Below are 25,594 nucleotides of genomic sequence, written 5' to 3'. Positions count from 1 at the left end.
GATGTTAACTATAACGCTTTGTCTAAAAAAGGTTACACTAATTTGGTCTTTGATGTGGATAATACACTGGTAGAGCGTATCAACCCTTTGCCGGATATTGCAATCAAGGATCTATTGCTGGATTTAAAGAAAAAAGGTTTCAAGATTGTTCTGGTGTCCAACAATAGTAATTCCAAGCGGCTTATCGCCATTGCCGATTATCTGCAAACAGAGATAGTTATGTTGTCCTTTAAGCCTTTACCTTTTGTTTACCGAAAGCTGCAAAAAGACTTCGGATTTTTGCCCAGGAACACTGTTTTTTTCGGCGACCAGCTGTTTACCGATATTCTGGGCGCGAAGCTGCACGGTTATTACACCGTTTATATCTATCCCATCGGTGTGGAAGTAAACTGGGTCAGAAAAAATTACATCAATCTCGAAAAGGTCCTTATCCGACGAATGCTCAGACAGAACTAAAGTTTGCTTTTACTGCGCAGCGCCAGAGTTACTATTTGTTCCACGGTCATTTCTTTGGTCAGCTGGTTGCGGATAGCCTGTAAAGTACGTTTTATTTCCGCTGGATTAAAACCCAGAGTTGCCAGAGCGTCAGCCGCTTCCTGAGTTATATGCCCCGGGATTTTTTGCAAAAGAGTGTCTGCCGCGCCACCCGGCACTTCCATGTTTTTGAATTTGTCTTTCAGTTCCAGTATCATACGTTCAGCTGTTTTTTTGCCTATACCGGAAACCGAGGTCAGCGGGAAGAGGTCGTTGGTCAGAACAGCGGCCACAAGCTGGTCTACGCTCAACTCTGAAAGAATGTTTATCGCTGATTTTGGCCCAATGCCTGAGATACTCAGCAGAATATTGAAAATTTCTTTGGTCTGCGGGCTGGAAAATCCGAATAAGGTATGACTGTCTTCCTTGATGTTCAGGTAAATGTAGATAGTTATCTGCTGGCCCAGAAAAGCCTGAAAATAATCATAATCTTTTCTGGAAATAAAAATTTGATAACCTATATTATTCACATCCAGTACCAGGTATTGTTCAAATATTTCCTGTAGATTTCCTGTAAAATAACTATACATTTTGTAGCCTCCTTTTAAGCATGGAATATATGGCTGAATTTTGGTGGCATATGGCTACAGCCAAGGCATCTGCCGTGTCGTCAGGTCGGGGTATTTCCGGCAGATTGAGCAGACTTTTGACCATTTTCTGCATTTGCATCTTGGAAGCCGCTCCATAGCCGGTCACAGCCAGTTTTACTTCATTGGGAGAGTATTCATAAACCTCCAGACTATGGTTTAAAACCTCCTGGATGATGGCCCCGCGCACCTGAGCCACATTAATGGCGGTTTTGGTGTTTTTGGAAAAAAAAATTTTTTCAATGGCCAGCACTTCCGGTTTATATTTTTTTAAAAGTTTTTTCAGATGAATATTAATCTCCATCATCCTGGCAAAAAAATCCAGTTTGGAAGAAGTCGCTATATGGTCGTAAACTACAGGATAAAAGCTGTTCCCCTTGCTTTCGATGACAGCATAGCCCGTAATAGCATAACCGGGGTCTATACCTAGTATAATCATGTAAGTTCTTTTTTCAGGATTTTAGCCAGCTTTTTGGCCAGCGTTTTTTTACCTTTGAGTTTGACGTACTGTTTTTTGGATTTTATCAGATAAAAAACATGCTGTTTCTTACAAGGCAGTTTGTTGGCAATGACCAGATTTGCCTTGGAACTGTCCTTGCTTTTCAGTGCTGTCTTCAGAAGTTTTTTCTTTTTTATATCGGCTTCCAGTTTAAACTTTATAAGAATAATGTCCGGGTCCCATTTTTTAATTTTATCAGCGATTTTCGGAGTAGGGTTTAATTTAAGTTTCAATTTTTTTTTGGATTTTATTTTCCCTTTTAATGGCTTTTTTAAATAAAAATCCGAGATAGCCGCTGCATGGATAAGTACGGAATATTTTTGCTTTTTTACTTCCTTTTTAATTTTTTTATAGAAGGCTTTAAAGGTAAGGGCGCGGATAATTTTAAGGTTTTTATGCCTGAATTTTTTTAAGTTTATGCGAATGTCACCCAGAAGAACCGATACCTTGAAGCCTTTTTTTGCCAGTTTGTGAGCTATGGTGAGCCCTGTCTCTCCGGAAAATATGTTGGTAATTACTCTTACCTTGTCCAGAGGAGCCCAGGTATTTCCGGCAGTAACAAGTATTTGATGTTTCATTATTTCAGTTTTTTCCTGAGAACCGCTAGGATCTCCTCAATTGTGGCCATAGCACCCATCCCTGTTTCTTCACAGGCCAGTGTGCTCACGCGCGGGGGAATTATTTGTATTTGAGGATAGTATTTTTTTAATGATTTAAGATTGGTTTGAGTTATTTTATTATCCCACATACGGGTGTTCATAGCCGGAGCTATATATAATGGTGTTTTTTGCGGCAGGGCAAGAATGGTGCCGGTAAGCAGATTATCAGCCAGGCCATGTGCCAGTTTGGCCAGAGTGTTGGCTGTTGCCGGTGCCACTACCATCAGGTCCGCCCATTTGGCCAGTTCTATATGCTCGATATCATCAGCTATTGTTTCCTGATTATCCAGATAGGGAGAATAGCCGGACATGGTTTTGATGGTCAATGTCGTAACAAATTGCTGGCCCGTGGGAGTAAGAATGACCTTGACTGAATGCCCGTCTTTTTTGAGAAGATGGATAAGCTCGATGGTTTTATAAGCGGCGATACCACCGGTAATTCCTATAAGTATTTTTTGCTGCATATGAATTATTATCCGATTGACTTTGTTTTTTGTCAAAAAAAACCCACAAAAAATGTGGGCAGGTCTTCTTGTTATGTGTGTGATTACTTAACTAGATTTGAACCTGAATTTTTTTTACACCTGAGCCTTCATCTTTAACCCAAATTAAAGTTTTTTTCATTCTCTGGCACCAATTTTTAACGTCATCTACAAAAGTAGGACAATCGGCTACAGCTTCTATAATATCCCCGGCTTTGCAGGAATTTGCTTCGATAGTCATTTTTAGAGTAGGTTGAGGACAAGGGAGTCCTTTAAGGTTTAATTGTTTTGTAGCCATTTCATTCACCTCCTTTAAAATATATCAAGACGATACAGTAATATTAATAAAATTATAACATTGTAATTGTCTAAAATTAAAGGGCTGGGATCAATATTTTTTTTCGCTTAGGAATGATTTGATGTCAGGAGATACGTCTTGCAGGTATAATTGTGAATGATCACCTCTGTGAATAATGGCAAAAGTTTTCGGCTCATTTGCTTTATCAAAATTTTTTCTGGCCATTTCAACAGGTACAAAGGTGTCCTTTTCACTGTGAATGACAAGAAGGGGATAATGTATATCGCTTATTTTTTCAAGGTTGTTAAAATTATTTTTAATCCAGAAAAATGGACGTAAATAGAAAGGGAAAAAACGATCAGCCATGGCCGGTATAGAAGTAAAGCTGCTGATCAGTATTACTCCGCCAACCTTTTGCTCTTTTGCCAGTTCCAGAGCAACACCTCCTCCCAGCGAACGGCCGGCAACTATGATCTGTTCGGGTTTGAACTTTTTTTCGGCAATGAGGAATTGATATGCTGTGCGGGCATCAATGTATAAGGTTTCTTCCAGAGGCAGACCGGAGCTCTTTCCAAAACCGTGATACTCAATAGTCATGACATTTGCGGTACAATCCAGAAAAAGCTTGATCCTGTCCATATTATAGCTCATGTTTTTGGCATTACCGCTGAAATATAATACTACTTTATCGGCAGCGGCATTGGGGAAATACCAGCCGTGAATGGTGCAATCATCAGCTGTTTTCAGGTACAAGTCTTCATAAACAAGATGATAATCTTCAGGAGTTTCTTTGATGGTCTCACTGGGGTGATAGACCATCTGATGTTCTATTAATGGTTCCAGAAGAAAATTAAAAGCCAGAAGACCGCAAAGAAAAGAAGTGATGAAATCCATATATTCCGATTGTTAACTGAAAGTAAAATTGGTAGCGATGAGTGGGATCGAACCACTGACACCACGGGTATGAGCCGTGTGCTCTAACCATCTGAGCTACATCGCCCCTGATTTATAACCGTGTTATTTTAAAATATAATTTTTGATTAGGCAACTGATGTTTGTATAAATACAGGGGCTATTGCAATCAGAACTGGCTGTCATACCGGCCTTGAGCCGGTATCCAGTATTTACAATCATTGTCATGGCCTGGACCCCGGATCGGAGTCCGGGGTGACATTTGTAAATGCTTCCGGTTGTATATTCCAGACTTGCAATTATAATATTATTAAATGAAAATACTGAAATATTATCTGATCAGCGTTTTGTTTCTTTTTTGTTTTTCCAATCAGGTTTTCTTTTCACCACACGGTAATATTCGTCAGGAGTTGGTGAGGCTTATCGGGAAGTCTACCGGCAATATCGATCTGGCTATTTACAGTTTTACATCCAAAGAACTTGCTCTGTCCCTGCTTTCAGCCAAACAGTCCGGCAGAAAGGTGCGCATTATTGCGGACAGGAGCCAGCAGAACGGCACCGGTAGTGTAATAGGCTGGCTGACTAAATATATTGAAGTTCGTATTTTACCTGCTCATCAGGAAAGATGCCTGATGCACGACAAATTTATGGTTATTGGTGACAAATATTTAACAACAGGCTCATACAACTGGACCAGTAATGCCGAATTGTTTAATTATGAAAACTTAATAATCCTTACTGATAAAGAAACTATTCAGCAGTTTAGTAACGAATTCAACAAGCTCTGGCAGCTGGCCAGACCCATGCCCTGATGACTATTTCTATTAAAGACCTGGCAAAGATATTGCCCGTGATAGAGAAACTTAATAAATCAGGTACTGATCTATATATTTCTGATGAACTGGGCAAACTTAAAAATACTGATGAAAAGGCCCTTAAAGTTCTTTTGGCGGCGATTATAAGTCTGCGCACCAGGGAGAAGACAACCTGGGAAGTATCTTTGCGCTTATTCGGACGATTGGATAATTTGAAGGACTTAAACAAGATCAGCCTTGCAGAACTGCGAAAACTGCTTTATCCCTGTGGTTTTTACAGACGAAAAGCAACACAGATGAAACAGCTGGCGGCTATTTTGAATGAACGATATTCCGGCCGTGTGCCGGATGATCTGGATGAACTCCTGACATTGCCCGGCGTGGGCAGAAAAGTAGCCAATCTGGTGCTTATAGAGGCTTTTGATAAGGACGGGATTTGCGTGGACACTCATGTACACAGGATTTTTAACCGCTGGAAGCTGGTAAAAACCAAAACCCCCGAGCAGACAGAAATGGAGCTAAGAAAAATACTTCCCAAAATTTATTGGAAGACAATTAATAAAATATTAGTGAAGTTTGGACAGAATACCTGTTTGCCCATAAAACCCAAGTGTTCTACCTGTTTTCTGCTGAAAAAGTGTCCTTACGGCAATGGTTTGGTGTTGAGTTAAAAATTAATTATTCTTCTGTTTCAGGGAGTTTCAGTATTGATTCAGCAATATCCACCATGCCGATGTGAGTATCATATTTCTCATAAAGTTCAATTATCCTTTGCAGTTGATCTTTTCTAAGCAGCTGCAAATCCGAAGATAACATAACATTTAATGCCTGAAAAATAAGTCCGTTTATGCAACCAGATATACCTGATTTTGGCTTCAAATCAATCTCGGCGAGATGTTTCAATAATTCCTCATACATTAACTGTACTTTTTTAATATGAGAATAATGCAAATAGGGCGAGATATTACTTATCAGATTTCTATACACATCGTTGCGTATTTCATTTGATGTATTCTGATCCAAAAGAATCAGTACAAGATTTTCAAGCTTTATGTTAAAAAAATCATTTTTTTGAGTTTTATCTATTGTTATTATTTTGTGTTTCATAAATTTGTTCTTAAATAAATATCATCAAATATATCGAAAGTAACTCATTAGAATTCCATTTATTATTCTGTTTATTAATACAGTTAATTGTCACCCTATGTAAAATTTGCTAAACTTGATTCATGTTTTTTATCAGGATTGTCCGAAAATAAAGGCTGTCGGTTATTTTTTTGGCATCCGATGACAAATCAAAAGGATGTTTTTTGATGAAAAATAAAGCAGAATATTATTTAAAGGAATTTGGCAGGGAGGAAGAGGCTTCCATTCCTATTTTACAGGCGATTCAGAAGGATTATGGCTATTTACCCGAGGCTTTGCTCATAGAAATATGTGAAAAATCGGCTATTAAAAAAAACAGGTTGTATGGAGTAGCCACTTTTTATTCTCAGTTTAAATTGAAATCAGCCGGTAAAAATATCATAAAAGTTTGCAAAGGTACAGCCTGCCATGTAAGAGGTGCCGAAAAAATACTTTCCGCGATACAGGAAACATTAGGGATCAGGTCAAACGAAGTTACTGCCGATGGCAATTTTTCTCTGGAAACAGTGGCTTGTCTGGGCTGCTGTTCGCTGGCTCCGGCCATGATGATTAATGACAAAGTATATGGAAAGTTAAACGCGACAGCTGTAAAAAAAATTATAAAGGAATTCAAATAAGCATGCGACCTGTAACGATTAAAGTCGGTCTTGGGACCTGCGGTATCTCTGCCGGCGCAAAGGACGTATATGATGAACTGGAGAGACTATTAAAGACCGAAAGGTCAGCTATACTTGATTACACTTCCTGCAATGGTATGTGTTTTTTGGAGCCGATTGTGGAAATCTATCAGCCCGATAAACCGGTACAGGTCTTAACCAATGTAAAAAAAAGCGATGTGCCTGCTATTTTGCAGGGTTTAAAGACTGACAATTTTCACTCTTCGGAAACAATATCTGAATTTTCCGCTGTTCAGAAAAAATTGATACTTGGAAATTGCGGGTTAATCAATCCCGACAGGATAGAGGATTATTTGGAAAGGGGCGGTTATGAAGCTTTAAGAAAAATAGTCAAAAATAATGATCCTGAAGATGTTATAAAAATTATTAAAAACAGCGGTTTGCGGGGCAGGGGCGGAGCCGGTTTTTTAACCGGGGTGAAGTGGGAATTGGCACAAAAGGCTAAGGGCAAGAAAAAATATGTTATCTGTAACGCCGATGAGGGTGATCCGGGTGCCTTTATGAACAGGGCTGTCCTGGAAGGCGATCCGCATCGGGTTATCGAAGGCCTGATTATAAGCGGTTACGCTATCGGCGCGGATCGCGGTTATATTTATGTAAGAGCGGAATATCCCCTGGCTGTGCAGCGAATTAAGAATGCCATATTAAAGGCAAAAGATCAGCACTTTCTTGGTGAAAATATACTAGGTTCAAAATTTTCTTTTGAACTAATGATTAAAGAGGGTGCGGGCGCTTTTGTTTGTGGCGAGGAAACGGCGTTGATGGCTTCTATAGAAGGCAAACGGGGTATGCCCAAACTTCGTCCGCCATATCCGGCCCAGTCTGGGCTGTGGGGATGTCCTACAAATATTAACAACGTGGAAACACTGGCAGCTGTGCCCTGGATCATCAGAAACGGTGCGGATGAGTACGCAAAACTCGGGAAAGAAAAAAACAGAGGTACCAAAGTTTTTTCTTTGGCAGGCAAAATTAAACGCAGCGGGCTTGCGGAAGTCGAGCTTGGAACGTCACTGAGAAAAATTATTTATGAGGTCGGCGGAGGCACAATTTCCGGAGAAAAAGTAAAAGCTGTGCAGCTGGGCGGACCTTCAGGCGGATGTTTGCCGGATAGGCTGTTGGACACAACCGTTGATTATGAGTCTTTGGCTGCAACCGGAGCTATTATGGGTTCCGGCGGAATTATTGTCATGGATAATGATACCTGTATAGTGGATATCGCCAGATATTTTTTAAATTTTACTCAACAGGAGTCTTGCGGCAAATGTACATTCTGCCGTATAGGTACGAAGCGGATGCTGGAAATTTTAGAGCGCATAACCGAGGGCAAAAGCAGTATCAAGGAACTGGAAAAATTGAAAGACCTGGCAGAAAAAATAACCTCGGCTTCTTTGTGCATGTTGGGCAAAACCGCGCCTAATCCGGTTTTAACCACTTTGAAATATTTTGAAGACGAGTATCTGGAGCATATTCAGGATAAAAAATGCAGGGCTGGAGTTTGCAAAGCTTTGATAAAATTTGAGATCAAAGCCGATAAATGCACAGGATGCACTTTATGCGCAAAAAATTGTCCGGTCAAGGCTATCAGTGGTCAGAGAAAACAGCCGCATTTCATAGACCAGTCACTATGTACGAAATGTGGTGTTTGCGCTGATGTATGCGGGTTTGGGGCAGTGGAAAAAAAGTGAATCGTGAAAAGTGAAAGGTGAAACGAAACGTCATCCTGAGCTTGCTTGCCTCGACGACTTGTCTCGGCGAAGCTTCAGCGAAGACGGAAGCTTTAGCGTAGGCGGGACGAAGGATGACGGAAAAAAGGAAATAAATAGCTTTGATAAACATTACCATTAATAATAAACAATATTCTTTTCCTGAGAATACTACAATTCTAAAAGCGGCAGCCGGGCTGGGCATTTCCATTCCGACCCTTTGTCATGATGACAAGTTGGAACATTTCAACAGTTGCTGGATTTGTGTGGTGGAGCTGGTTTCCGCGGGTGGCAAATTAGTGCCTGCCTGCTCAACTCAGATTTCCGAAGGTATGATCTTAGAAACAAACAGTCCTAAAGTGATTTCTACCAGAAAAATGGCTCTGGAACTGCTTTTATCCGACCATTTCGGGGATTGTGTCGCACCGTGTAAGCAGTTGGGCTGCCCGGCCATGATCGATATCCAGGGTTTTTTAGCCCTGGAAGCCCAGGGCAAATACAAAGAAGCCGCGGCACTTATCAGAGAAAAAGCACCTATACCCAATATCCTGGGCAGAGTTTGTCCAAAGCCGTGCGAAAAAGCCTGTCGCAGGAACAGAGTAGACGAGCCTGTAAGAATAGGCATACAAAAAAGATTTATTTCTGAGAAGGAAATCGCCGCCGGAGGCCCATTCCTGCCCGAACCTGGAAAAATCGACAGATCCAAAAATATAGCCATTATCGGCGCGGGTCCGGCCGGTATCAGCGCTGCCTATTATCTGCGTTTGCTGGGATATAATGTTGTTATTTATGAGAAGCAGCCTAAATCCGGCGGTATGCTAAGATATGGCATACCTGCATATCGTCTGCCCAAAGAAATTGTGGATATTGAGTTTGATGCGATTATCAAGCAGTTGGGTATTGCCGTTAAGTTCGATTGCGAAGTTGGCAAACAAATCAGCTGGCAGGAAATTTACAAAAATCACGATGCTGTGATTTTGGCAATCGGCTGTCAGTTGTCTAATGACATTAGCATTTCAGGGGAAAACAACCCAAAAGTTCTGAAAGCGCTGGATTTTTTACAACAGTTAAATAGCGGTAATAAACCGGTATTAGGCAAAGAAATTGTAGTGGTTGGTGGTGGGCATACTGCTATGGACTCGGCCAGAAGCGCAATTCGTTTGGGTAGTAAAGTTAAAGTTTTGTATCGCAGGTCAGCAGAGGAAATGCCGGCTAAAGACGAAATTGCAGAAGCCGAAGAGGAAGGTATAGTTTTTGAGTTTCTTGCGGTTCCTCTTCAAATTGAAGAAGCGCATAATAAATTAATATTAAAATGTCAGCGGATGCAGCTAAGTACTCCGGATGCCAGTGGACGCAGAAAACCCGTACCTGTGGAAGGCAGTGATTTCGTTCTGGGAACGGATAATATCATTAGCGCTATAGGGCAGCATGCTGATTTATCCTTTTTATCTGAATCTTTAAAAGACAATAAGGGTAAAATTCTTGCGGACAATGAAACTTTTCAACTAAAAAATGATTGCAGGATTTTTGTAATTGGGGACGTTTTAACCGGTCCGGACCTGGTAGTTACGGCAGTTGCTCATGGCCGCAAGGCAGCTCATTCTGTAATTCAGTATTTACAGGAGCAGGAAGTAGTTGGCGAGAAAGTTCCTTTTGTTTCTTTATGCGGAGAATTGAATACTCTTCCTGAAGAAATGTTTGCGGAATATAAAAAAATTCAGAGAAGACCTTTGCAGCAACTTGATATTGCTGGCCGAAAAACTTCCTTTGCGCAGATAGAGCAGTCACAGCCGGAAACAGACATGCAGGCTGAAGCTGAACGGTGTCTGAAATGCGGCTGTGTGGCCATAACCGATTGTTTATTAAAAAAATATGCCGATGAATATGGCGCCGATCAGAAAAATTTTGCAGGTGAAAGACGTACCTATGCCAAGGATTTCTCGCACCCGCAGATCAAAATGGAAATAGATAAATGTATAAATTGTTCCTCGTGCGTCAGGGTTTGTGAAGACCTGAAAAAGCTTTACGTTTTCGGTTTTATAAATCGTGGTTTTGCCACGCGCATGAAACCGGAATTTAATCATCACCTGGCGCAAACTGTTTGTGACGGCTGCGGTGAATGTGTAAAGGTGTGTCCGACTGCCGGGGTGAACTCACCCCTAACCCCTCTATAATAAAACCCTACCTGCCTTACGGCATCCTCCACTTGTCGAGAGGAGGAATGAGTAGGGGTTTTTTGCTCCCTTCTCTTTGTAAGAGAAGGGCTGGGGATGAGTTCCAAGCTATCAGCAGAAAAAAACCGGAGAAATATCGAATATTTTTAATGTATTTATTGCTCTGGTAGCGTAAGTAATCGGAAAATGCTATATTATCATTAAGGGAAGGGTAAATATGACCAGTAAAAACCTTTTTATAGCTGCGTCCGGACAAAGCGACGGCAAGACCACTCTGTCGATTATTCTCTACAATTTTTTTCAGACTATTAAAAAGAAGGTAGGGTTTATCAAGCCTGTCGGACAAAAATATGTAGTGGTGAATGACGAGCAGATAGATAAAGATTCTTATCTTATTGAACATATATTTCAATCGCATGTAGATATCAAGCTGACCAGTCCCATTGCCATACCTTCAGGCTACACCGAGGAATATATTCTGGAACGTGCTAACAGAAAAGACCAACTGAAGAACAAGCTTATCTATAGTTTTCAGGAACTGTCTTATGATAGAGAATATATGCTGGTCGAAGGCACAGGCCACGCTGGTGTGGGGTCGGTGCTGGATTTGAGCAACGCTAGAGTGGCTAAAATACTTAACTCCAAGGTAATACTCATTGCACCCGGCGGTATTGGTAATACCATAGACGAAATTATGTTAAACAAAGCTCTTTTTGATAAAGAAGGAGTGGAAGTTCTGGGTGTTGTTATCAATAAAATTTATCCCAATAAAATTGAAAAAGTTACCAAGCTGCTTACTCAGGGCCTCAACAACTATGGCCTGAAAGTACTTGGTTTTATTCCATATTATCAGAGCCTGTCTTCACCCAATATGTTTCTGGTCAAGGAAGCTCTGAAGGCAGATGTACTAAATGAAGGCGATACTTTGTATGAGAACATTGTGAATATCGTGGTTGGGGCTATGACCCCGCATTATGTGCTCACTCATTTGGCAAAGGGTAGTCTGCTCATTACACCTGGCGACCGTGAGGATGTACTGCTGGCCGCGATCTCTTTATGTATGCTGTCCACCGAGAACAGACTGGCCGGAATTCTGATAACGGGTGGCATTTTACCTAAGGAAAATGTCTTTAATCTTATAAAAAAAATCAATATACCTGTACTCAGTGTGGGAGAGGATACCTATGAAACAGCCAAAAAAGTCAGCAACCTGAATGTCAAGGTCACAATAAACGATAAAAAGAAAATAGAGCTTACCAAACAGCTGATCAACCAGCTGGATACAAAGTATATTTTGGAAAATCTGTAATATTGCCCGTCCGCATTATTGTCAGTACAATATGAGCATGTCCAAAACATTTCGACGGATGATAGTATCATTTTTCTTGAATCTTGTTTTTATTTATGGTCTGGATTGGATAGTTAATACTTTTTTTCTCGGGACTATATCCCGTTTCACGATGGGAACAGGGATTGATTTCGGCTCCAATAACTGGATAGCTGTTCCGGCGTTTGTTCTGGGAACCTTGCTCATCGTCATTTCAATTGCGTCGCAAAATATTATCAAGTTGATCGACTTATACATGCAAGACTGGATAAGCCTTTTTTATGTGTGGTTTATTGTACTGTCCGCTGTGCATTTCATATTCAGCGCTCCGCACAGTGTAGCCAGTCAGTTCCTGAATATTAATATTTTTATGACCATGTCCATAGTTCTGGCCTTTCCTTATATTTTTTATATTTTGCGTTTAACCAAACCGGAAATAATTATTTCCAAAATAAAAGCTGAAATTATTAGGAATATCAGGTTCCTGGCTAGTCATTCTCATGCCCTGGACATCAATCTGAATAAAACTGAAAGTTATCAGGGGCAGCTTTTTGCTTCCCTGAACCAGTTTGATGACCTTTTAAATTATATCCATTTCAAAGAAACAAAATCGCTGATACTCAGCGAGTTCAGGGATGTACTGATTTTTTATGAACAAAACAAGTCCAAATTGCCCGGTTCCCTTTTCCGTATCACTCAGACCATGCGTCGGGACATATCTTTCAGGACTATGTTTGAGTCTTTAAAAGGTCATGAGGTATATGATCTATTTTTTGAAAAAAAATGTTTACGGATTATGGGCAATGCTTATCAGGTCTTTATAGAAAACAACCAATTTGATATGGCCGCGTTAACCGCTTCGGAAATTGTGCAGGTAGTTAAAATAATACCGGATACAACTGATCACAAAGATTTCCTGGATTTGATACTGGTGCACCTTAATACACTGTTCAGATTTGCCTTCAAGCATGCTGTAAAAGAAAACGAGCATCGAAATTTGTATAATCTGGTTTATCATTACAGGTTACTCATGGAGTTGCTTATACAGATGAAACAGCCGGATCTGCTGCAACGCGCTTTTTACTACCTGCATTATTACGGTAATGAATGTTACAAGCAGGCAGCTCTGGCCAACCTGTATTTTGTGGTCGACACAATCGCTTTTGAGATGAACAGGATACTCATTTCGGTTTATGAAAAAAATATGGATAAGCAGGTCCAGGTCAAACTTCTGCAGTATTTGTTGGAAATAGATAAACCGCCCGAGATGATGGAGGAAAACAAAAGCACTGAGGATATGATGATTAGCAAGGTCAGACTGGTACAGATTGCATTGGCCCTGTTTTATTTGGAACATGAAGAAACCGTCTTTGTGGAAATGATCAAAGAGGATATTCTGGATGACCTGAAGGTCCTGGGCGAGCAAAAATTTAAACAGTTTTTAGAAAAGCAGTTTGCTCTTTTGAAGATTTTTGAACCATATTACTGGGAAGATACAGACAGAGGTAATATCAATATTTATTATACTCCGTATAAAGATCGGATAGAAGCCTTTAAAAACCTGATTTTTCAGGAATTTCAAGCCCGATAATCAAGATACCCAATTTTGTAATTTGAAAGCTGACAGATATAGGCTATAATACACACAATTAATAATATTCAGGAGGGACCCAATTATGCAGATTATTGTATCCGGACAGAACCTGGCAATGACTGAAGCATTAAAAACTTATGCTGAGAAAAAAATAGGTAAGATTGTACATTATTTTGCCGAAGCCATAGAAAACGGCAAAGTGGAGATGGTTTATCACGACAACAAGTCACCGGAAAAAGCCAATGAAGCCAAAGTGACCGTTCATGTGCACGGCGCTATATTGCAGGCTAAAGAAGAAAGTTCAGATATGTACGCTGCCATAGACCTTCTTTTTGAAAAAATTGAAAAACAGCTCAAGAAATATAAAGAAAAACTTAAAGATCGTAAAGGTGACAAGGTCTCCCAGAAAATTGAAAAGATAGATAAAAGAACTGCTGATGAAGATAGCGCCGGTCAGCAGGAGATTATTATTAGTAAACAACGACTAAAACCAATGTCCCCCGATGAAGCCATGCTGCAGTTGCAGTCTCTGAAACTGGAATTTTTAGCGTTCATGAACGATAAAAGCCAGGAAATGAATGTAATCTACAAAAGAAAAGACGGCAATTTCGGGCTCATTGAACCGGAGTTCTAGGAGATTAATTGTTCAACATTGTCAGAAAAATATTTTTTGGTTTAACAGCCCAGGAAAGAATCAAAACTTATTCCAAAACAGTTAAGCTGATAAACAGCCTGGAAGAAAGGTATGCCTCATTATCTGACACGGACCTGGCCGCGCAGACTGGAATTTTCAGAGAAAGATTGAAAAAAGGCGAAACCCTTGAGGCTATTCTGCCTGAAGCTTTTGCCGTTGTGCGGGAGACATCAAAGCGTGTACTGAAAATGCGGCATTTTGATGTCCAGCTTATCGGTGGGATGGTACTGCATGAGGGTAATATCTCCGAAATGAAAACCGGTGAAGGAAAAACTCTCGTGGCGACGCTTCCCGCTTACCTTAACGCCCTGACAGGTAAAGGTGTATTTATTGTTACAGTGAATGATTATCTGGCCAGACGTGATAGTGAGTGGATGGGCACAATATATAAGTTCCTGGGATTAACTGTAGGACTTATCCAGAATATGATGGACACGGAAATCCGCAAACAATCATATTCCTGTGACATTATATATGGTACCAATAATGAATTTGGTTTTGACTATTTGCGAGATAATATGGCCAGCGACTTAAGCCAGTGTGTACAGCGAAATCTGCATTACGCTATTGTCGATGAAGTTGACAGCATTCTTATTGATGAAGCCCGGACCCCGCTAATTATTTCAGGTGTAGTGGACGAGAATACCGATAAATATAAGGAACAGGCTATTATTGCCAAACGGATGAAAAAAGAAGAGCATTTCACGATTGATGAAAAAAATAAGAATATTGTACTCACAGAGGCCGGAATGGATTTCGCTGAAAAAGCCATGCATATAGGACATCTTTACGATATAGAAAATATGGACAAGGCCCATATGCTGGTGCAGTCCTTAAAGGCCATACATTTGTTCAGACGGGATGTGGATTATATTGTAAAGGACAATGAAGTTATTATTGTAGATGAATTTACAGGTCGTTTGATGAATGGCCGTCGTTACAGCGACGGTTTGCATCAGGCTATAGAAGCAGTTGAGAATTTAAAAATTCAGCAGGAAAGTCAGACTCTCGCTACCATTACCCTGCAAAATTATTTCCGAATGTTTGAAAAATTGGCCGGGATGACCGGTACTGCTCTTACAGAAGCCGCGGAATTTGATAAGATTTATGGTCTGGAAGTAATAGAAATACCGACCAATCAGCCGATAATAAGAACAGACGCCGCTGACGCTGTTTATAAATCCAGAATGGGCAAATTCAGAGCTGTGGTTAAAGAAATTGCCGAGCTGAATAAAAAGGGGCGTCCTGTGCTGGTCGGTACCATTTCCATCGAAGTATCCGAACTTCTAAGCAAAATGCTAAAACAAAAAAATGTCCCGCATAATGTTTTGAACGCCAAGTATCATGAACGTGAGGCGGAAATTATTGCCAAAGCCGGTCAAAGAGGGGCTGTAACTATTGCCACCAATATGGCAGGACGCGGTACCGATATTGTACTGGGCGAAGGTATAGCACAGATGGGAGGCTTGTGCGTAATCGGCACGGAACGGCATGAGAGCCGGCGTATTGATAATCAGCTGCGCGGTCGCTGTGGACGACAGGGAGACCCTGGTTATACGAAGTTTTATGTTTCGTTGGAAGATGAGCTTATGCGTCTGTTCGGTTCTGACCGGATTATAAAAATAATGGAATCACTGGGTTTTGATGATGAAACACCTATTGAGCATAAAATGATTTCCAGTTCAATTGAAAGGGCCCAGAAAAAAGTCGAAATGTACCATTTTAATATTCGTAAACAATTGCTGGAATATGATGACGTTATGAACAAGCAGCGTGACATAATTTATAAGCAGCGGCGTCGTATTCTTGAACAGAAGCAGCTCATTGAAAAATATGATGAAATTATTGAGTACCAGATACAGTTTATCTTTAACAATTACTATCCTGAAAGCATAAAAAGCAGGGATGTGGACTGGGCTGAATTGATCAGGGAAATAAAGCAACTGGTGCCGGCCGAATATGATTACAAGAAATATTCGGAACGCAATCTGATTTTAGATTATATCTTGAAGACAGCCCGGGAGTATTTCAGGCAATATATCTCCAGGTTCTCTCCCTCGGATATTTTGACCGTTTCCAGACTGATTTATCTGCATACTCTGGATATGCGCTGGATAGAACATTTGAAAAATATGGATCTGCTGCGCGACGGTATAGGTTTGCGGGCTTATGCTCAGAAAGACCCTCTTCTGGAGTACAAGCGTGAAGGTTATGATATGTTCCAGGATATGATGAATGCCGTGGAGCAGGAAGTGATCGGCAGTATTTATAAAGTGCAGATTATCAGTGACGAAGAAGCGGAAAAACTTGCTGCCAAACAGGAAAGCTATAAAGTAACATCCTATCAGGCAGCAGATCTTTCCGGCGATCAACCTTCGCAGCAGCCGGTTGTTAATACCAAAGATAAAGTAGGCCGTAATGACCTTTGTCCGTGCGGTTCAGGTAAAAAGTATAAAAAGTGCTGTGGGAATAAATAGCGTTTCGCCTCTCACCTAAATCCTCTCTCCGTAAACGGAGAAAGGACTTTCTTCCCCGTCTCCGCGGGCGGAGAAGGGGATAAGAGGGGAAGAGGCGATAAAGGAGTAATAAATTTATGTACGAAGAATTAACCGGTGAAATAGAAAAATTAAGACAGAAAATAAAAATTCTCGGAGACTATCTTTGACCTCCCTCAGCTGCAAAATGAAATTGAAATGCTGGATCTTCAGCTGCAACAGGAAGATATCTGGAAAGATTCGGTAAAAGTAACAGCTCTGAATCGTAAAAATAAATCATTAAAAGATACGCTGCAAAATTTTAAGAAATTAAAAGAAGACGCGGATTATCTGGGAGAAATAATGAGCTTGCAGGATGAGTCGTTTGCAGCGGAAGTCCATTCTTATTACAAAAAGATCAAAGACGCTTACGCTGCCCTGGAGCTGGAAACATTGCTCAACGGTACCTATGATCAGAATGATGTTTTGTTTACCATTAATGCCGGAGTAGGGGGAACTGATGCTCAGGATTGGGCGCAATTGTTGCTGCGTATGTATATTCGCTGGATAGAAAAAAAAGGTTTCAAATATGAAATTCTGGATATTTCCGAAGGAGAAGAAGCCGGCCTGAAAAGTGTTACATTGGCTGTGTATGGCGATTATGCCTATGGACTGCTCAGAGCCGAACATGGTATACACAGGTTGGTGCGTCTGTCGCCTTTTAACGCCAATAACAAACGTCAGACTTCTTTCGCTTCAGTGGATATCATACCGGAAATTGAAGAAAGCAAGGAAGTTATTATCAAGCCTGAAGATATCCGTATTGATACATACAGATCCAGCGGCGCAGGCGGACAACATGTCAATAAAACTGATTCCGCTGTCAGGATCACACATCTACCCACAAATATTGTAGTCCAGTGCCAGAACCAGCGTTCGCAGGCTCAGAATAAAGAAGTTGCCATGAAAATGCTGCTTTCCAAGCTGGTGAGGTTAAATGAACAGGAACAGAAGGACAAATTAGGCAGTGTGGCTGAGGCTAACAGAGAAATCAGCTGGGGCAACCAAATCCGTTCGTATGTATTTCATCCCTATAATCTGGTTAAGGATCATCGTAACGGATATGAAACCGGTAATGTCCAGGCCGTCATGGACGGCGAACTGGATGGCTTTATAGAAGCATATTTACATTTTAAACAAGAATCGTTAACATAGAGTCGGAGTCTACATGTTTGATAAAAAAACCTTATTAAAAATTTCTCCTCTTTTGCTTGTTTTGTTTTTCGCCTCCTTAGTACCCATGTATCAGCGCAGTTTATGGGATAGCCGGAACAAGACAGTGGAAGTTGTATACTCTTATGACGCCATTGATAAAATTTATTTGTTAACCGGTTTTAATACTCTTGATTTGATTAAAAATTTTAAACTGGCCGGGCTTAGTTCTATTGTACTTAAAGAAGAAACTTTAAGGCAGTTGGCGGACGCGGCCAAGCTTACCTATATAAAGGGCAGTGATCTTATTAATAATAACCGCATAGTACAACGGGCCAATACTATCATATATTCCAGGCTTCCCCGCGATTATACTGTTCAGCCCGCTTATATATATATTATTGTTGATGAAAACAGTACATTTGATTATGTTAAACGCAGCCTGGAAATAAAGCTTGGAGAACAAAGGGTTAGGGATTTGGGGCTTAATGTACTGGAAGTTGTCGCCGATTCCAAAGAATTACTGGATCTTCCGCTGGATATTAATACCGACAAAGCCGGCCAGCTTAATGAAATGGGTATTGATGTGATGCCTGCTTTTGTGAATTTCTCGGTTTTTACTGAAGAAAACCTGGCTTACAAAATTTCCCGTTTGCAGGATTATTCTCTGAATACTATTCTTTTTACCGGTGATGAAGTGATGGGTTATCCTGATTATCTTCCTACCCTTTTATACAAACTGGATGAAATCAACAAAAATTATGGCCTTGTAGAGCTGTTTACAGGTTCGCAAAAAGGGCGTCAGGGTTTGGCTTTAAAATCTTCTAAAAAGGCAATCAAGGTTCATTATATTGAAATGTTGAAGAATAATGACCAGATATACCTGAATCAAGCTCTAAGGGCGGTGCAGGAGCGTAATTGTCGTATTCTTTATATTGAACCGTATGTCGCTTCCGGACAGGTTAACGCCTACGCCTACAATTCATCTTTTCTTAAAAGACTGCGGGAAAACCTTGAGAGAAAGGGCTATCATGTTGGGGTTATCAAAGATAACCCGTACAAAAAATTTATTCATTCTCCTTTCACCTATCTGTCTTATCTGACGGTTTTTATAATAATTCTGGGATTTATCAGAATATTTTTATTTGGCTTGGAAAAGAAATGGATTAGATTGTTCCTGATATTGTATGTCCTGGGTATTTTTGTGCTTTTGTTCACAGGACACGAATATCTTCTCAATAAAATTCAAGCCCTTCTGGTAGCGATTATCAGTCCGGTAATTTTGTTTGCCTGGATCGAACATTTATTAAAATCTTCTTCTAAAATACCAGATTACCGGCAATACGCCACTATTCTTTTTCTGTTGTTTTCGGGAAGTTTGTTCGCTGGAATTACTATCCAGAACCTGCTTTTTGACCCGAATTATTTTTGGAATATCTGGGGCTTCAAAGGAGTTAAACTGGCAGTGTTCACTCCTGTGATCCTGTTGCTCATTTATTTTTTTGTGAAGCCGGAGCGCATACAGTATCTTTATTTTTCCGTCAGACGTTTTTTATCCAAACAATTAACGGTACTCTTTCTCGTAGGCGCTGTTTTGTTTATAATATTCAGTTTTTTTTATATTTTTCGAACAGGTAATACCGGCATTCTGGTTTTCGGTGATTATGAGCTTCGTTTTCGTGAACTTTTAGAACAGATATTTATCGTTAGACCACGTACCAAGGAAATATTATTCGGTTATCCTTTGCTTATTCTTGCCATCTATTTCTGGAATAACCCCAGGGTTAAGCAGTCCATTAAATACCTGATGCTGACTTTCGCTTCCGTTGCTTCCATTTCCATGATAAATACTTTTTGTCATATTCATTCACCGATATTTATTTCATTTTATCGTTCGGTAATGGGGCTTGTACTGGGAACAATTATAGGCTTTATATTAGTTTTTTTATGCAATTTTTATTTTCAGATTAAAAAAAAGGGACAAAATCCTTAACCGATGTCTAAAATAACTATTCAGGGACCTACAGTATTAAAAGGTGATGTACGCATTAACGGTTCCAAAAATGCAGCTTTGCCTATACTTATAGCCACAGTTCTGCTGGATGGCGAAAGTCAGATTAGCAATGTACCCAATCTCACGGATATTATTACAACCATACGCCTGCTGCGCAGCCTGGGCCTGAAAGCAGAATTTACCAATAATCTGGTCAGGGTGTGGGGCGCGGCTGATGTGCGGCATGTAGCTCCATATGAACTGATAACCAATATGCGTGCTTCCTTTCTGGTCGCCGGCCCTATACTGGCCAGGGCCGGATTTGCCAAGGTACCTTATCCCGGCGGTTGTTCTATAGGTTCAAGGCCTGTGGATATTCATTTGAAGGGATTTGAAGCCTTCGGAGTTGATATCAGGGTAGAACATGGTTTTGTAATACTCAAGTCTGATAAAGAAATGGCGGGTGCCAAATTTAATATGGATTTTCCCAGCGTCGGCGCTACGGAAAACCTGATGATGTTTGCGTCGCTGGCCAAAGGTACTACCATATTGAAAAATGTGGCCAGGGAGCCGGAAATTGTAGATTTGGCTGATTTCTTGAATAAAGCCGGAGCGGATATAACAGGAGCAGGTACCGATACCATCAAAATAAAGGGTGTGGAGAAGTTAAAAGGAATTGAATACTCTGTGATTCCTGATCGTATCGAAGCGGCCACTTTTTTGCTGGCTGCAGCTATTACCAGAGGTGATGTGGTGCTGAAAAAGGTTAAGGTGGAACATATTCATGACATATTGCAGGTTATGGAAAAAATAGGTGTTAATATTCAGATTATTGATAATGAGACAGTGCGTGTAAAAACCAATGGTCAGAAATTAAAAGCTGTAAATGTCAAAACCGAACCTTATCCGGGATTTTCTACTGATATGCAGCCGCTTTTGATGGCTTTTCTAACTACGCTTGATGATACCAAAAGCACAATAACAGAAACAATTTTTGAAAACCGTTTTATGCATGTAATGGAGATGAACCGTATGGGCGCCAATATTGAAATTGACGGTAAGAAAGCCATTATTCACGGTATCAATAAATTATCAGGCACTTCAGTCAAAGGAATGGATCTAAGGGGCGGTGCGGCTTTACTTATAGCTGCACTGGCTGCAGAAGGGGAAACCACGCTTTACAATGTGCAGCATATTTTAAGAGGTTATGAGAATATTACTGAAAAACTGATCGGTTTAGGAGCCAGTATTGTCTGAACGAAATTATCATACAGAAGACAGTAGAATAAAGAATATTTTTCGATTCCTGGCCGGGTATAACCTGACCAAGGTCGCGATTTATTTCTTTTTTGGTTTATTCCTGATTTTTTTGATTTCCTTGTTGTATTTTCCTCGAAATCAGAATTTGAGAGTTGGAATGCGCAGTCCTGTCAATGTTATAAGCCCAAAACAGTTTGAGATTGAAACCTCTGAAGACGAACAGATATCCCAAAAGCTTTTAAAACAGAAAATCGAAGAAGTTAAAAAAGTATATAGAAGAGACCTTATGATTGAGAATCACACCGATTTGGTACTGATGAATTTTTTTGTCGGTTTCAAGGATGATAGAAAATTTAAAATGGTCTCTGAAAACATTACGGATAAACTCAAAATACAACCGAGAACTATTAATTTTTTATTAAAACAGGATAGAGACTCATTATCCTTTATCGAATTTATCAGTCAGCAGCTGGTTAAAAATATTTATGCCGAAGGGATTATCAGTACCGAGGATATAAAAACCGTTATTATGGACAAGTTTAAGGAAGTAGACCTGGATAGAAAATATCAGAACGCTATTCTGGATATCCTTAGTGCGGCTATTAATCCCAATATGATCTTCAGTGAGGTGGATACATTGTCCAAGATGGAGGAAGTCAAACGCAGTTTTATACCGCAGTCCACAATAATCAAAAAAGGCCAGCCCATAGTTTACCGCAATGATATTATTTCACCTTTAACCCTGGAAATCCTGGAAAAAACCGGATTGTACCGCAAACAGATGCAATGGGGCAAATTCCTCACTGTTGTTTTAAGTATAGTTTTCCTGGTAATTGTACTGGAAAGCCGCATGACTTATTATGTTGGCCCCAGCAACAAACAACTTTTTTTAATGTTTTCACTGGAATCCGTTTATTTTTTAATTATTTATGCATTGCTGCTGTATGACCGTTTTCCCGAATACCTGGCTGGGGCGTATTTAATACCGGTTGTTTATTTTACCTTTTTGTTCAGTTTCCTGATTTATGAGAAACTGTCGCTGCATCTATCCCAGTTTAACGCCATCCTCGTTCTTTTGCTTTTTAATGCCAATCCCCAGGCTGCTTTATATATCCTGATCACTACCATGGTAACCAATATTTTTATCAAGTATTTCAAAAAACGTCGTGATTTGCCGCTGGTGGGCGTTATTATCGGGGTGCTGGCAGCTTTTATAGTTATGATCATCGAACTTAATGTCAGCCACTCTCCCTATAAAATTGTGCTAATTCATATGATCCAGGTGTTTTTTAACAGTGTAATTTCTATTATTCTGGCTATCGGTACAGTCCCTTATCTTGAAGAAATTTTTGATATTACTACAGACCTGAAACTTCTCGACTATGGCGACCTTAATAATCAATTGATGCGACATATGCTTAGCGAAGCTCCAGGTACCTATTATCATAGTTTGATGGTTTCCAATCTGGCTGAGGCCGCCGCTGAGGAAATAGGGGCAAATTCCATCCTGGCCAGGGTAGCAGCCTACTATCATGATATAGGCAAGCTGAAAAAACCGGAGTATTTTATTGAGAATATCAGCCATGGCATAAATCCTCATGACGCTGCCATGCCGACATTAAGCGCTCTGAAAATTCTTGGCCACCCCAGAGATGGTTTGGAGATTGCCAAGAAAAACAAGTTACCCAGAGAAATCCAGAATATTATAGTGGAACATCATGGTACAGGACTGCTGGTATACTTTTATCACAAAATGCTCAAGATTACCATGAATGATGTGGTAGATGAAAGCCAGTTTCGTTATGACTGTCCCAAACCTTCATCCAAAGAAAGCGGGATCATCATGCTGGCGGATAGTGTGGAAGCCGCTGTGCGAACCCTGGATAAACCTAGCCCGGCCAAGATTATGGCCCTGATAGACAAAATTGTAAAAGACAAGTTGGAAGACGGTCAGCTGGATTGCTCCAATCTTTCTTTATCAGATATCGAGCGTGTTAAACTGGTATTTTTTAATGTAACTGCCAGTCAATATCATGCGCGTATCAAATATCCGGAAGCTAAAGAAAAAGCCAGTGATGAAAAAGGAAGTTAAGTTAAATTTTTTAAATACACCAGACAAAGAAAAGGCCTATATTAAAAAGGTCGTAAACCATGTGCACCCCAGAACGACACTTACAGAACCGGAAATTTCTCTGACTTTTGTCTCAGTCTCCTACATACAGGAACTGAATAAGCTCTATCGTAAGAAAAATAAACCGACAGATGTTTTAACTTTTTGCCTGAACGAGACTGCACAACAACTCATCGATATTTATGTCTCTTTGGACACTGTTAAACAAAATGCCCGTCGTTTTAAAACCAGCCTGCGCAAAGAACTGGCCAAGATAATAGCGCATGCTTTCGCGCATGTTGTCGGTTATGATCATGTCACAGACAAGGAATATGCTATTATGTGTGAGTATGAATCATTTTTACTGAAAGGATTTAATGAGAAAATCATTTAAAAACAGGAATTTTTTTTCGTCTTTATACTACGCCCTGTCAGGTCTTTATTATGCTTTTGTGCGGGAAAGAAATTTCAGGGTTCATCTGATTATTGCTATTTTAGTAATAATTGCCGGTTTGTTCTTCAAAATAAGCCGTTTTGACTGGATACTTTTGACAATAGCCATCAGTATCGTTGTTATTACCGAATTAACAAACACGGCCATTGAATTTACTGTGGATTTGTTCACCAAGAAGGAACATATTCGCGCCAAGCTCGCTAAAGACGTAGCCGCAGGGGCTGTATTGGTCGCCTCTGTATTTGCGGTTGTCATTGGTTTTCTGGTATTTTATAATAAGCTATGGAGTTTACTGACTAATTTAAATGGATGATAATTCTTATATAATACAAATTATAGTTTTAATTGGACTGGTGTGTCTGTCGGCCTTTTTCTCCTCATCTGAAACTTCCCTGACCCTGCTGAACAGTATCAAACGTAAAAAACTGGCTGCTGAAAAAAAGAAAAATGTAAAGTTTCTGGAAAAACTTTATGAAAAACCCGGTCGTATGCTTACAACTATTCTTTTGGGTAACACCATGATCAACATTTTGGCGTCAATAACCGCCACTTTTTTGTTTGTGGATATGTTGGGCAGGCTGGGCATACATAATGAAGCTCTGATCACAACTATTACCATGGTATTTATGACCCTGGTCCTGTTGATATTGGGAGAACTGGTACCAAAAACCATCGCTCTGAAATTGCCTGAAGCGGTTGGTCTGTTTTTCAGCAGACCTATTTACTGGTTTTCCTATGTATTGTATCCGGTTATTGAAGTACTTTATGTTCTTACCAAGTTTATTACGCGAATTACAGGAGGCAAGGCGCTGGAAAAGGGATCGTTGCTAAGCGAGGAAGAAATTAAAATTTTTATTAATATGGGTTTGCAGGAAGGGATTCTCGAAGAAGAAGAAGAAAAAATGCTTACTTCCATAATCGAATTTGGTGATATAGTAGTACGAGAAATTATGACGCCAAGAACTGCTATTATTTCTGTGGATATTAATACTACTCCCAGAAAGATGATAAATTTGATCAAGCAGCACTGGCATTCAAGAATACCGGTTTACGCTGACGGTAAGGATAATATTATCGGTTTTGTCTATGCCAAGGATTTACTTCTGGTCAACAGTAATGACCGGGACAATGTCGAATATATCCGTACGATTCTTCGTGAACCCTTTCTTGTTCCTGAAAGTAAACGTATAGACGACCTGCTGCGGGAAATGCGTAAGAAAAAAGTGCATGTGGCTATGGTTGTTGATGAATATGGAGGCATAAGCGGCCTGGTTACTATAGAAGATATTATCGAAGAAATAGTCGGAGATATTCATGATGAATACGATGACAGCAAAGAAGACCTGATGTTTGAAAAAATCGGTGAGGACATATATCTGGTTAACGGATTGGCCAATGTCGGCGACTTGAATGAAGAACTGGACATTGCTATCCCTGAAGCGGATAATTATGACTCGATTGCCGGTTTTGTGGTGGATAAACTCGGGAAATTGCCGCAAAAAGGTGATGTTTATGAGGACAAAAAAATAAAAATTATAGTATTAAACGTGATGAAACGCAGAATAACCAAGTTAAAACTTGAAATATTAACGAAAGGAGAAGAACCGGCTCATGACTAAATACGTATTTATAACAGGAGGAGTAGTATCGTCGTTAGGGAAGGGTATCACAGCAGCATCTTTGGGAAATGTGCTCAAGAATAGAGGATTGAAGGTTCTTATTCAAAAACTTGATCCTTATCTGAACGTTGATCCGGGGACCATGTCTCCTTATCAGCATGGGGAAGTGTTTGTTACTGATGATGGCGCGGAAACAGATCTGGACCTGGGCCATTATGAGAGGTTCATCGATGAAAACCTGGGGAAAATCAATAATGTTACTTCCGGTATGATCTATAACACTGTTATCCAAAAGGAAAGAAGAGGAGATTACCTGGGAGGTACAGTGCAGGTTATTCCTCACATAACCAATGAAATTAAAGACCGGATGC

The 25,594-nt window shown here is 40.2% G+C and carries 25 protein-coding genes and 1 tRNA gene; 18 read left to right on the top strand and 8 right to left on the bottom strand.

Annotated features, from left to right (window positions below):
- The coding region (locus PHV30_06890) for an HAD hydrolase-like protein (GenBank protein MDD5456741.1) at positions 1-456 on the top strand (456 nt) is incomplete at its 5' end.
- Here PHV30_06890 and ruvA read toward each other — a convergent pair.
- The 7 genes from ruvA to PHV30_06855 form a co-directional block, all read right to left on the bottom strand.
- Positions 453-1,064, bottom strand: a complete 612-nt coding sequence (gene ruvA, locus PHV30_06885) for a Holliday junction branch migration protein RuvA (GenBank protein ID MDD5456740.1) — start codon at positions 1,062-1,064, stop codon at positions 453-455. The genes PHV30_06890 and ruvA overlap by 4 nt on opposite strands.
- Entirely contained in the window at positions 1,057-1,560 is a 504-nt protein-coding gene (ruvC, locus tag PHV30_06880) for a crossover junction endodeoxyribonuclease RuvC (GenBank protein ID MDD5456739.1), read from the bottom strand. Before ruvC ends, ruvA begins: the two co-directional genes overlap by 8 nt.
- A complete protein-coding gene (locus PHV30_06875) occupies positions 1,557-2,198 on the bottom strand; it encodes a phosphopantothenoylcysteine decarboxylase (protein ID MDD5456738.1) in 642 nt (213 codons plus the stop codon). The genes ruvC and PHV30_06875 overlap by 4 nt, the downstream gene beginning before the upstream one ends.
- Positions 2,198-2,743, bottom strand: a complete 546-nt coding sequence (locus PHV30_06870; protein ID MDD5456737.1) for a flavoprotein — start codon at positions 2,741-2,743, stop codon at positions 2,198-2,200. Before PHV30_06870 ends, PHV30_06875 begins: the two co-directional genes overlap by 1 nt.
- A gap of 91 nt (positions 2,744-2,834) precedes the next feature.
- On the bottom strand, positions 2,835-3,059 hold the full coding sequence (locus tag PHV30_06865; GenBank protein MDD5456736.1) for a sulfurtransferase TusA family protein: 225 nt from the start codon (positions 3,057-3,059) through the stop codon (positions 2,835-2,837).
- 90 nt (positions 3,060-3,149) lie between these two features.
- Entirely contained in the window at positions 3,150-3,953 is an 804-nt protein-coding gene (locus PHV30_06860; GenBank protein MDD5456735.1) for an alpha/beta hydrolase, read from the bottom strand.
- 29 nt (positions 3,954-3,982) lie between these two features.
- Positions 3,983-4,059: transfer RNA gene (locus tag PHV30_06855), tRNA-Met, on the bottom strand.
- Between the two features lie 226 nt (positions 4,060-4,285).
- Between PHV30_06855 and PHV30_06850 the strand changes: the two genes are divergently transcribed.
- A complete protein-coding gene (locus PHV30_06850) occupies positions 4,286-4,783 on the top strand; it encodes a phospholipase D-like domain-containing protein (GenBank protein MDD5456734.1) in 498 nt (165 codons plus the stop codon).
- A complete protein-coding gene (locus PHV30_06845) occupies positions 4,783-5,457 on the top strand; it encodes an endonuclease III (GenBank protein MDD5456733.1) in 675 nt (224 codons plus the stop codon). The genes PHV30_06850 and PHV30_06845 overlap by 1 nt, the downstream gene beginning before the upstream one ends.
- A gap of 7 nt (positions 5,458-5,464) precedes the next feature.
- On the opposite strand, the gene PHV30_06840 is transcribed toward PHV30_06845, so the two are convergent.
- Entirely contained in the window at positions 5,465-5,893 is a 429-nt protein-coding gene (locus PHV30_06840) for a hypothetical protein (protein MDD5456732.1), read from the bottom strand.
- Between the two features lie 206 nt (positions 5,894-6,099).
- Between PHV30_06840 and nuoE the strand changes: the two genes are divergently transcribed.
- The 15 genes from nuoE to PHV30_06765 all read left to right on the top strand — a co-directional run.
- Positions 6,100-6,549: an NADH-quinone oxidoreductase subunit NuoE gene (gene nuoE, locus PHV30_06835; protein MDD5456731.1), complete on the top strand. Its 450-nt coding sequence runs from the start codon at positions 6,100-6,102 to the stop codon at positions 6,547-6,549.
- Between the two features lie 2 nt (positions 6,550-6,551).
- Complete coding sequence (gene nuoF, locus PHV30_06830; GenBank protein ID MDD5456730.1) at positions 6,552-8,294, top strand: NADH-quinone oxidoreductase subunit NuoF; 1,743 nt, start codon at positions 6,552-6,554, stop codon at positions 8,292-8,294.
- A gap of 140 nt (positions 8,295-8,434) precedes the next feature.
- On the top strand, positions 8,435-10,486 hold the full coding sequence (locus PHV30_06825; protein ID MDD5456729.1) for an FAD-dependent oxidoreductase: 2,052 nt from the start codon (positions 8,435-8,437) through the stop codon (positions 10,484-10,486).
- Between the two features lie 217 nt (positions 10,487-10,703).
- Complete coding sequence (locus tag PHV30_06820) at positions 10,704-11,795, top strand: AAA family ATPase (GenBank protein MDD5456728.1); 1,092 nt, start codon at positions 10,704-10,706, stop codon at positions 11,793-11,795.
- A gap of 37 nt (positions 11,796-11,832) precedes the next feature.
- Positions 11,833-13,404, top strand: coding sequence for a hypothetical protein (locus PHV30_06815; protein MDD5456727.1), 1,572 nt, complete (start codon positions 11,833-11,835; stop codon positions 13,402-13,404).
- 85 nt (positions 13,405-13,489) lie between these two features.
- Entirely contained in the window at positions 13,490-14,041 is a 552-nt protein-coding gene (gene raiA, locus PHV30_06810) for a ribosome-associated translation inhibitor RaiA (protein MDD5456726.1), read from the top strand.
- Positions 14,042-14,049: 8 nt separating this feature from the next.
- On the top strand, positions 14,050-16,578 hold the full coding sequence (gene secA, locus PHV30_06805; GenBank protein MDD5456725.1) for a preprotein translocase subunit SecA: 2,529 nt from the start codon (positions 14,050-14,052) through the stop codon (positions 16,576-16,578).
- Positions 16,579-16,694: 116 nt separating this feature from the next.
- Positions 16,695-17,790 (top strand): peptide chain release factor 2 gene (prfB, locus tag PHV30_06800; GenBank protein ID MDD5456724.1). Its coding sequence is split into 2 segments (ribosomal slippage): positions 16,695-16,763 and positions 16,765-17,790, totalling 1,095 coding nucleotides; the frame shifts between segments, so codons are not numbered across the junction.
- Between the two features lie 13 nt (positions 17,791-17,803).
- Positions 17,804-19,780, top strand: coding sequence for a DUF5693 family protein (locus tag PHV30_06795; GenBank protein MDD5456723.1), 1,977 nt, complete (start codon positions 17,804-17,806; stop codon positions 19,778-19,780).
- Between the two features lie 3 nt (positions 19,781-19,783).
- A complete protein-coding gene (gene murA, locus PHV30_06790; GenBank protein MDD5456722.1) occupies positions 19,784-21,037 on the top strand; it encodes a UDP-N-acetylglucosamine 1-carboxyvinyltransferase in 1,254 nt (417 codons plus the stop codon).
- Positions 21,038-21,197: 160 nt separating this feature from the next.
- On the top strand, positions 21,198-23,132 hold the full coding sequence (locus tag PHV30_06785; GenBank protein MDD5456721.1) for an HDIG domain-containing protein: 1,935 nt from the start codon (positions 21,198-21,200) through the stop codon (positions 23,130-23,132).
- Entirely contained in the window at positions 23,116-23,544 is a 429-nt protein-coding gene (ybeY, locus tag PHV30_06780; GenBank protein MDD5456720.1) for an rRNA maturation RNase YbeY, read from the top strand. The genes PHV30_06785 and ybeY overlap by 17 nt, the downstream gene beginning before the upstream one ends.
- Positions 23,528-23,917: a diacylglycerol kinase family protein gene (locus tag PHV30_06775; GenBank protein ID MDD5456719.1), complete on the top strand. Its 390-nt coding sequence runs from the start codon at positions 23,528-23,530 to the stop codon at positions 23,915-23,917. Before ybeY ends, PHV30_06775 begins: the two co-directional genes overlap by 17 nt.
- Positions 23,910-25,223, top strand: a complete 1,314-nt coding sequence (locus PHV30_06770; protein MDD5456718.1) for a hemolysin family protein — start codon at positions 23,910-23,912, stop codon at positions 25,221-25,223. The genes PHV30_06775 and PHV30_06770 overlap by 8 nt, the downstream gene beginning before the upstream one ends.
- Positions 25,216-25,594: CTP synthase (locus PHV30_06765; protein MDD5456717.1), on the top strand; the 379-nt coding region annotated here is incomplete at its 3' end. The genes PHV30_06770 and PHV30_06765, both read left to right, overlap by 8 nt.

The sequence above is a fragment of the Candidatus Margulisiibacteriota bacterium genome (assembly GCA_028715625.1).
In the GTDB taxonomy this organism is placed as follows: domain Bacteria; phylum Margulisbacteria; class Riflemargulisbacteria; order GWF2-35-9; family GWF2-35-9; genus JAQURL01.
Note: the sequence above shows the minus strand (reverse complement) of the source record. Positions and strands in the feature narration are given on the sequence as shown.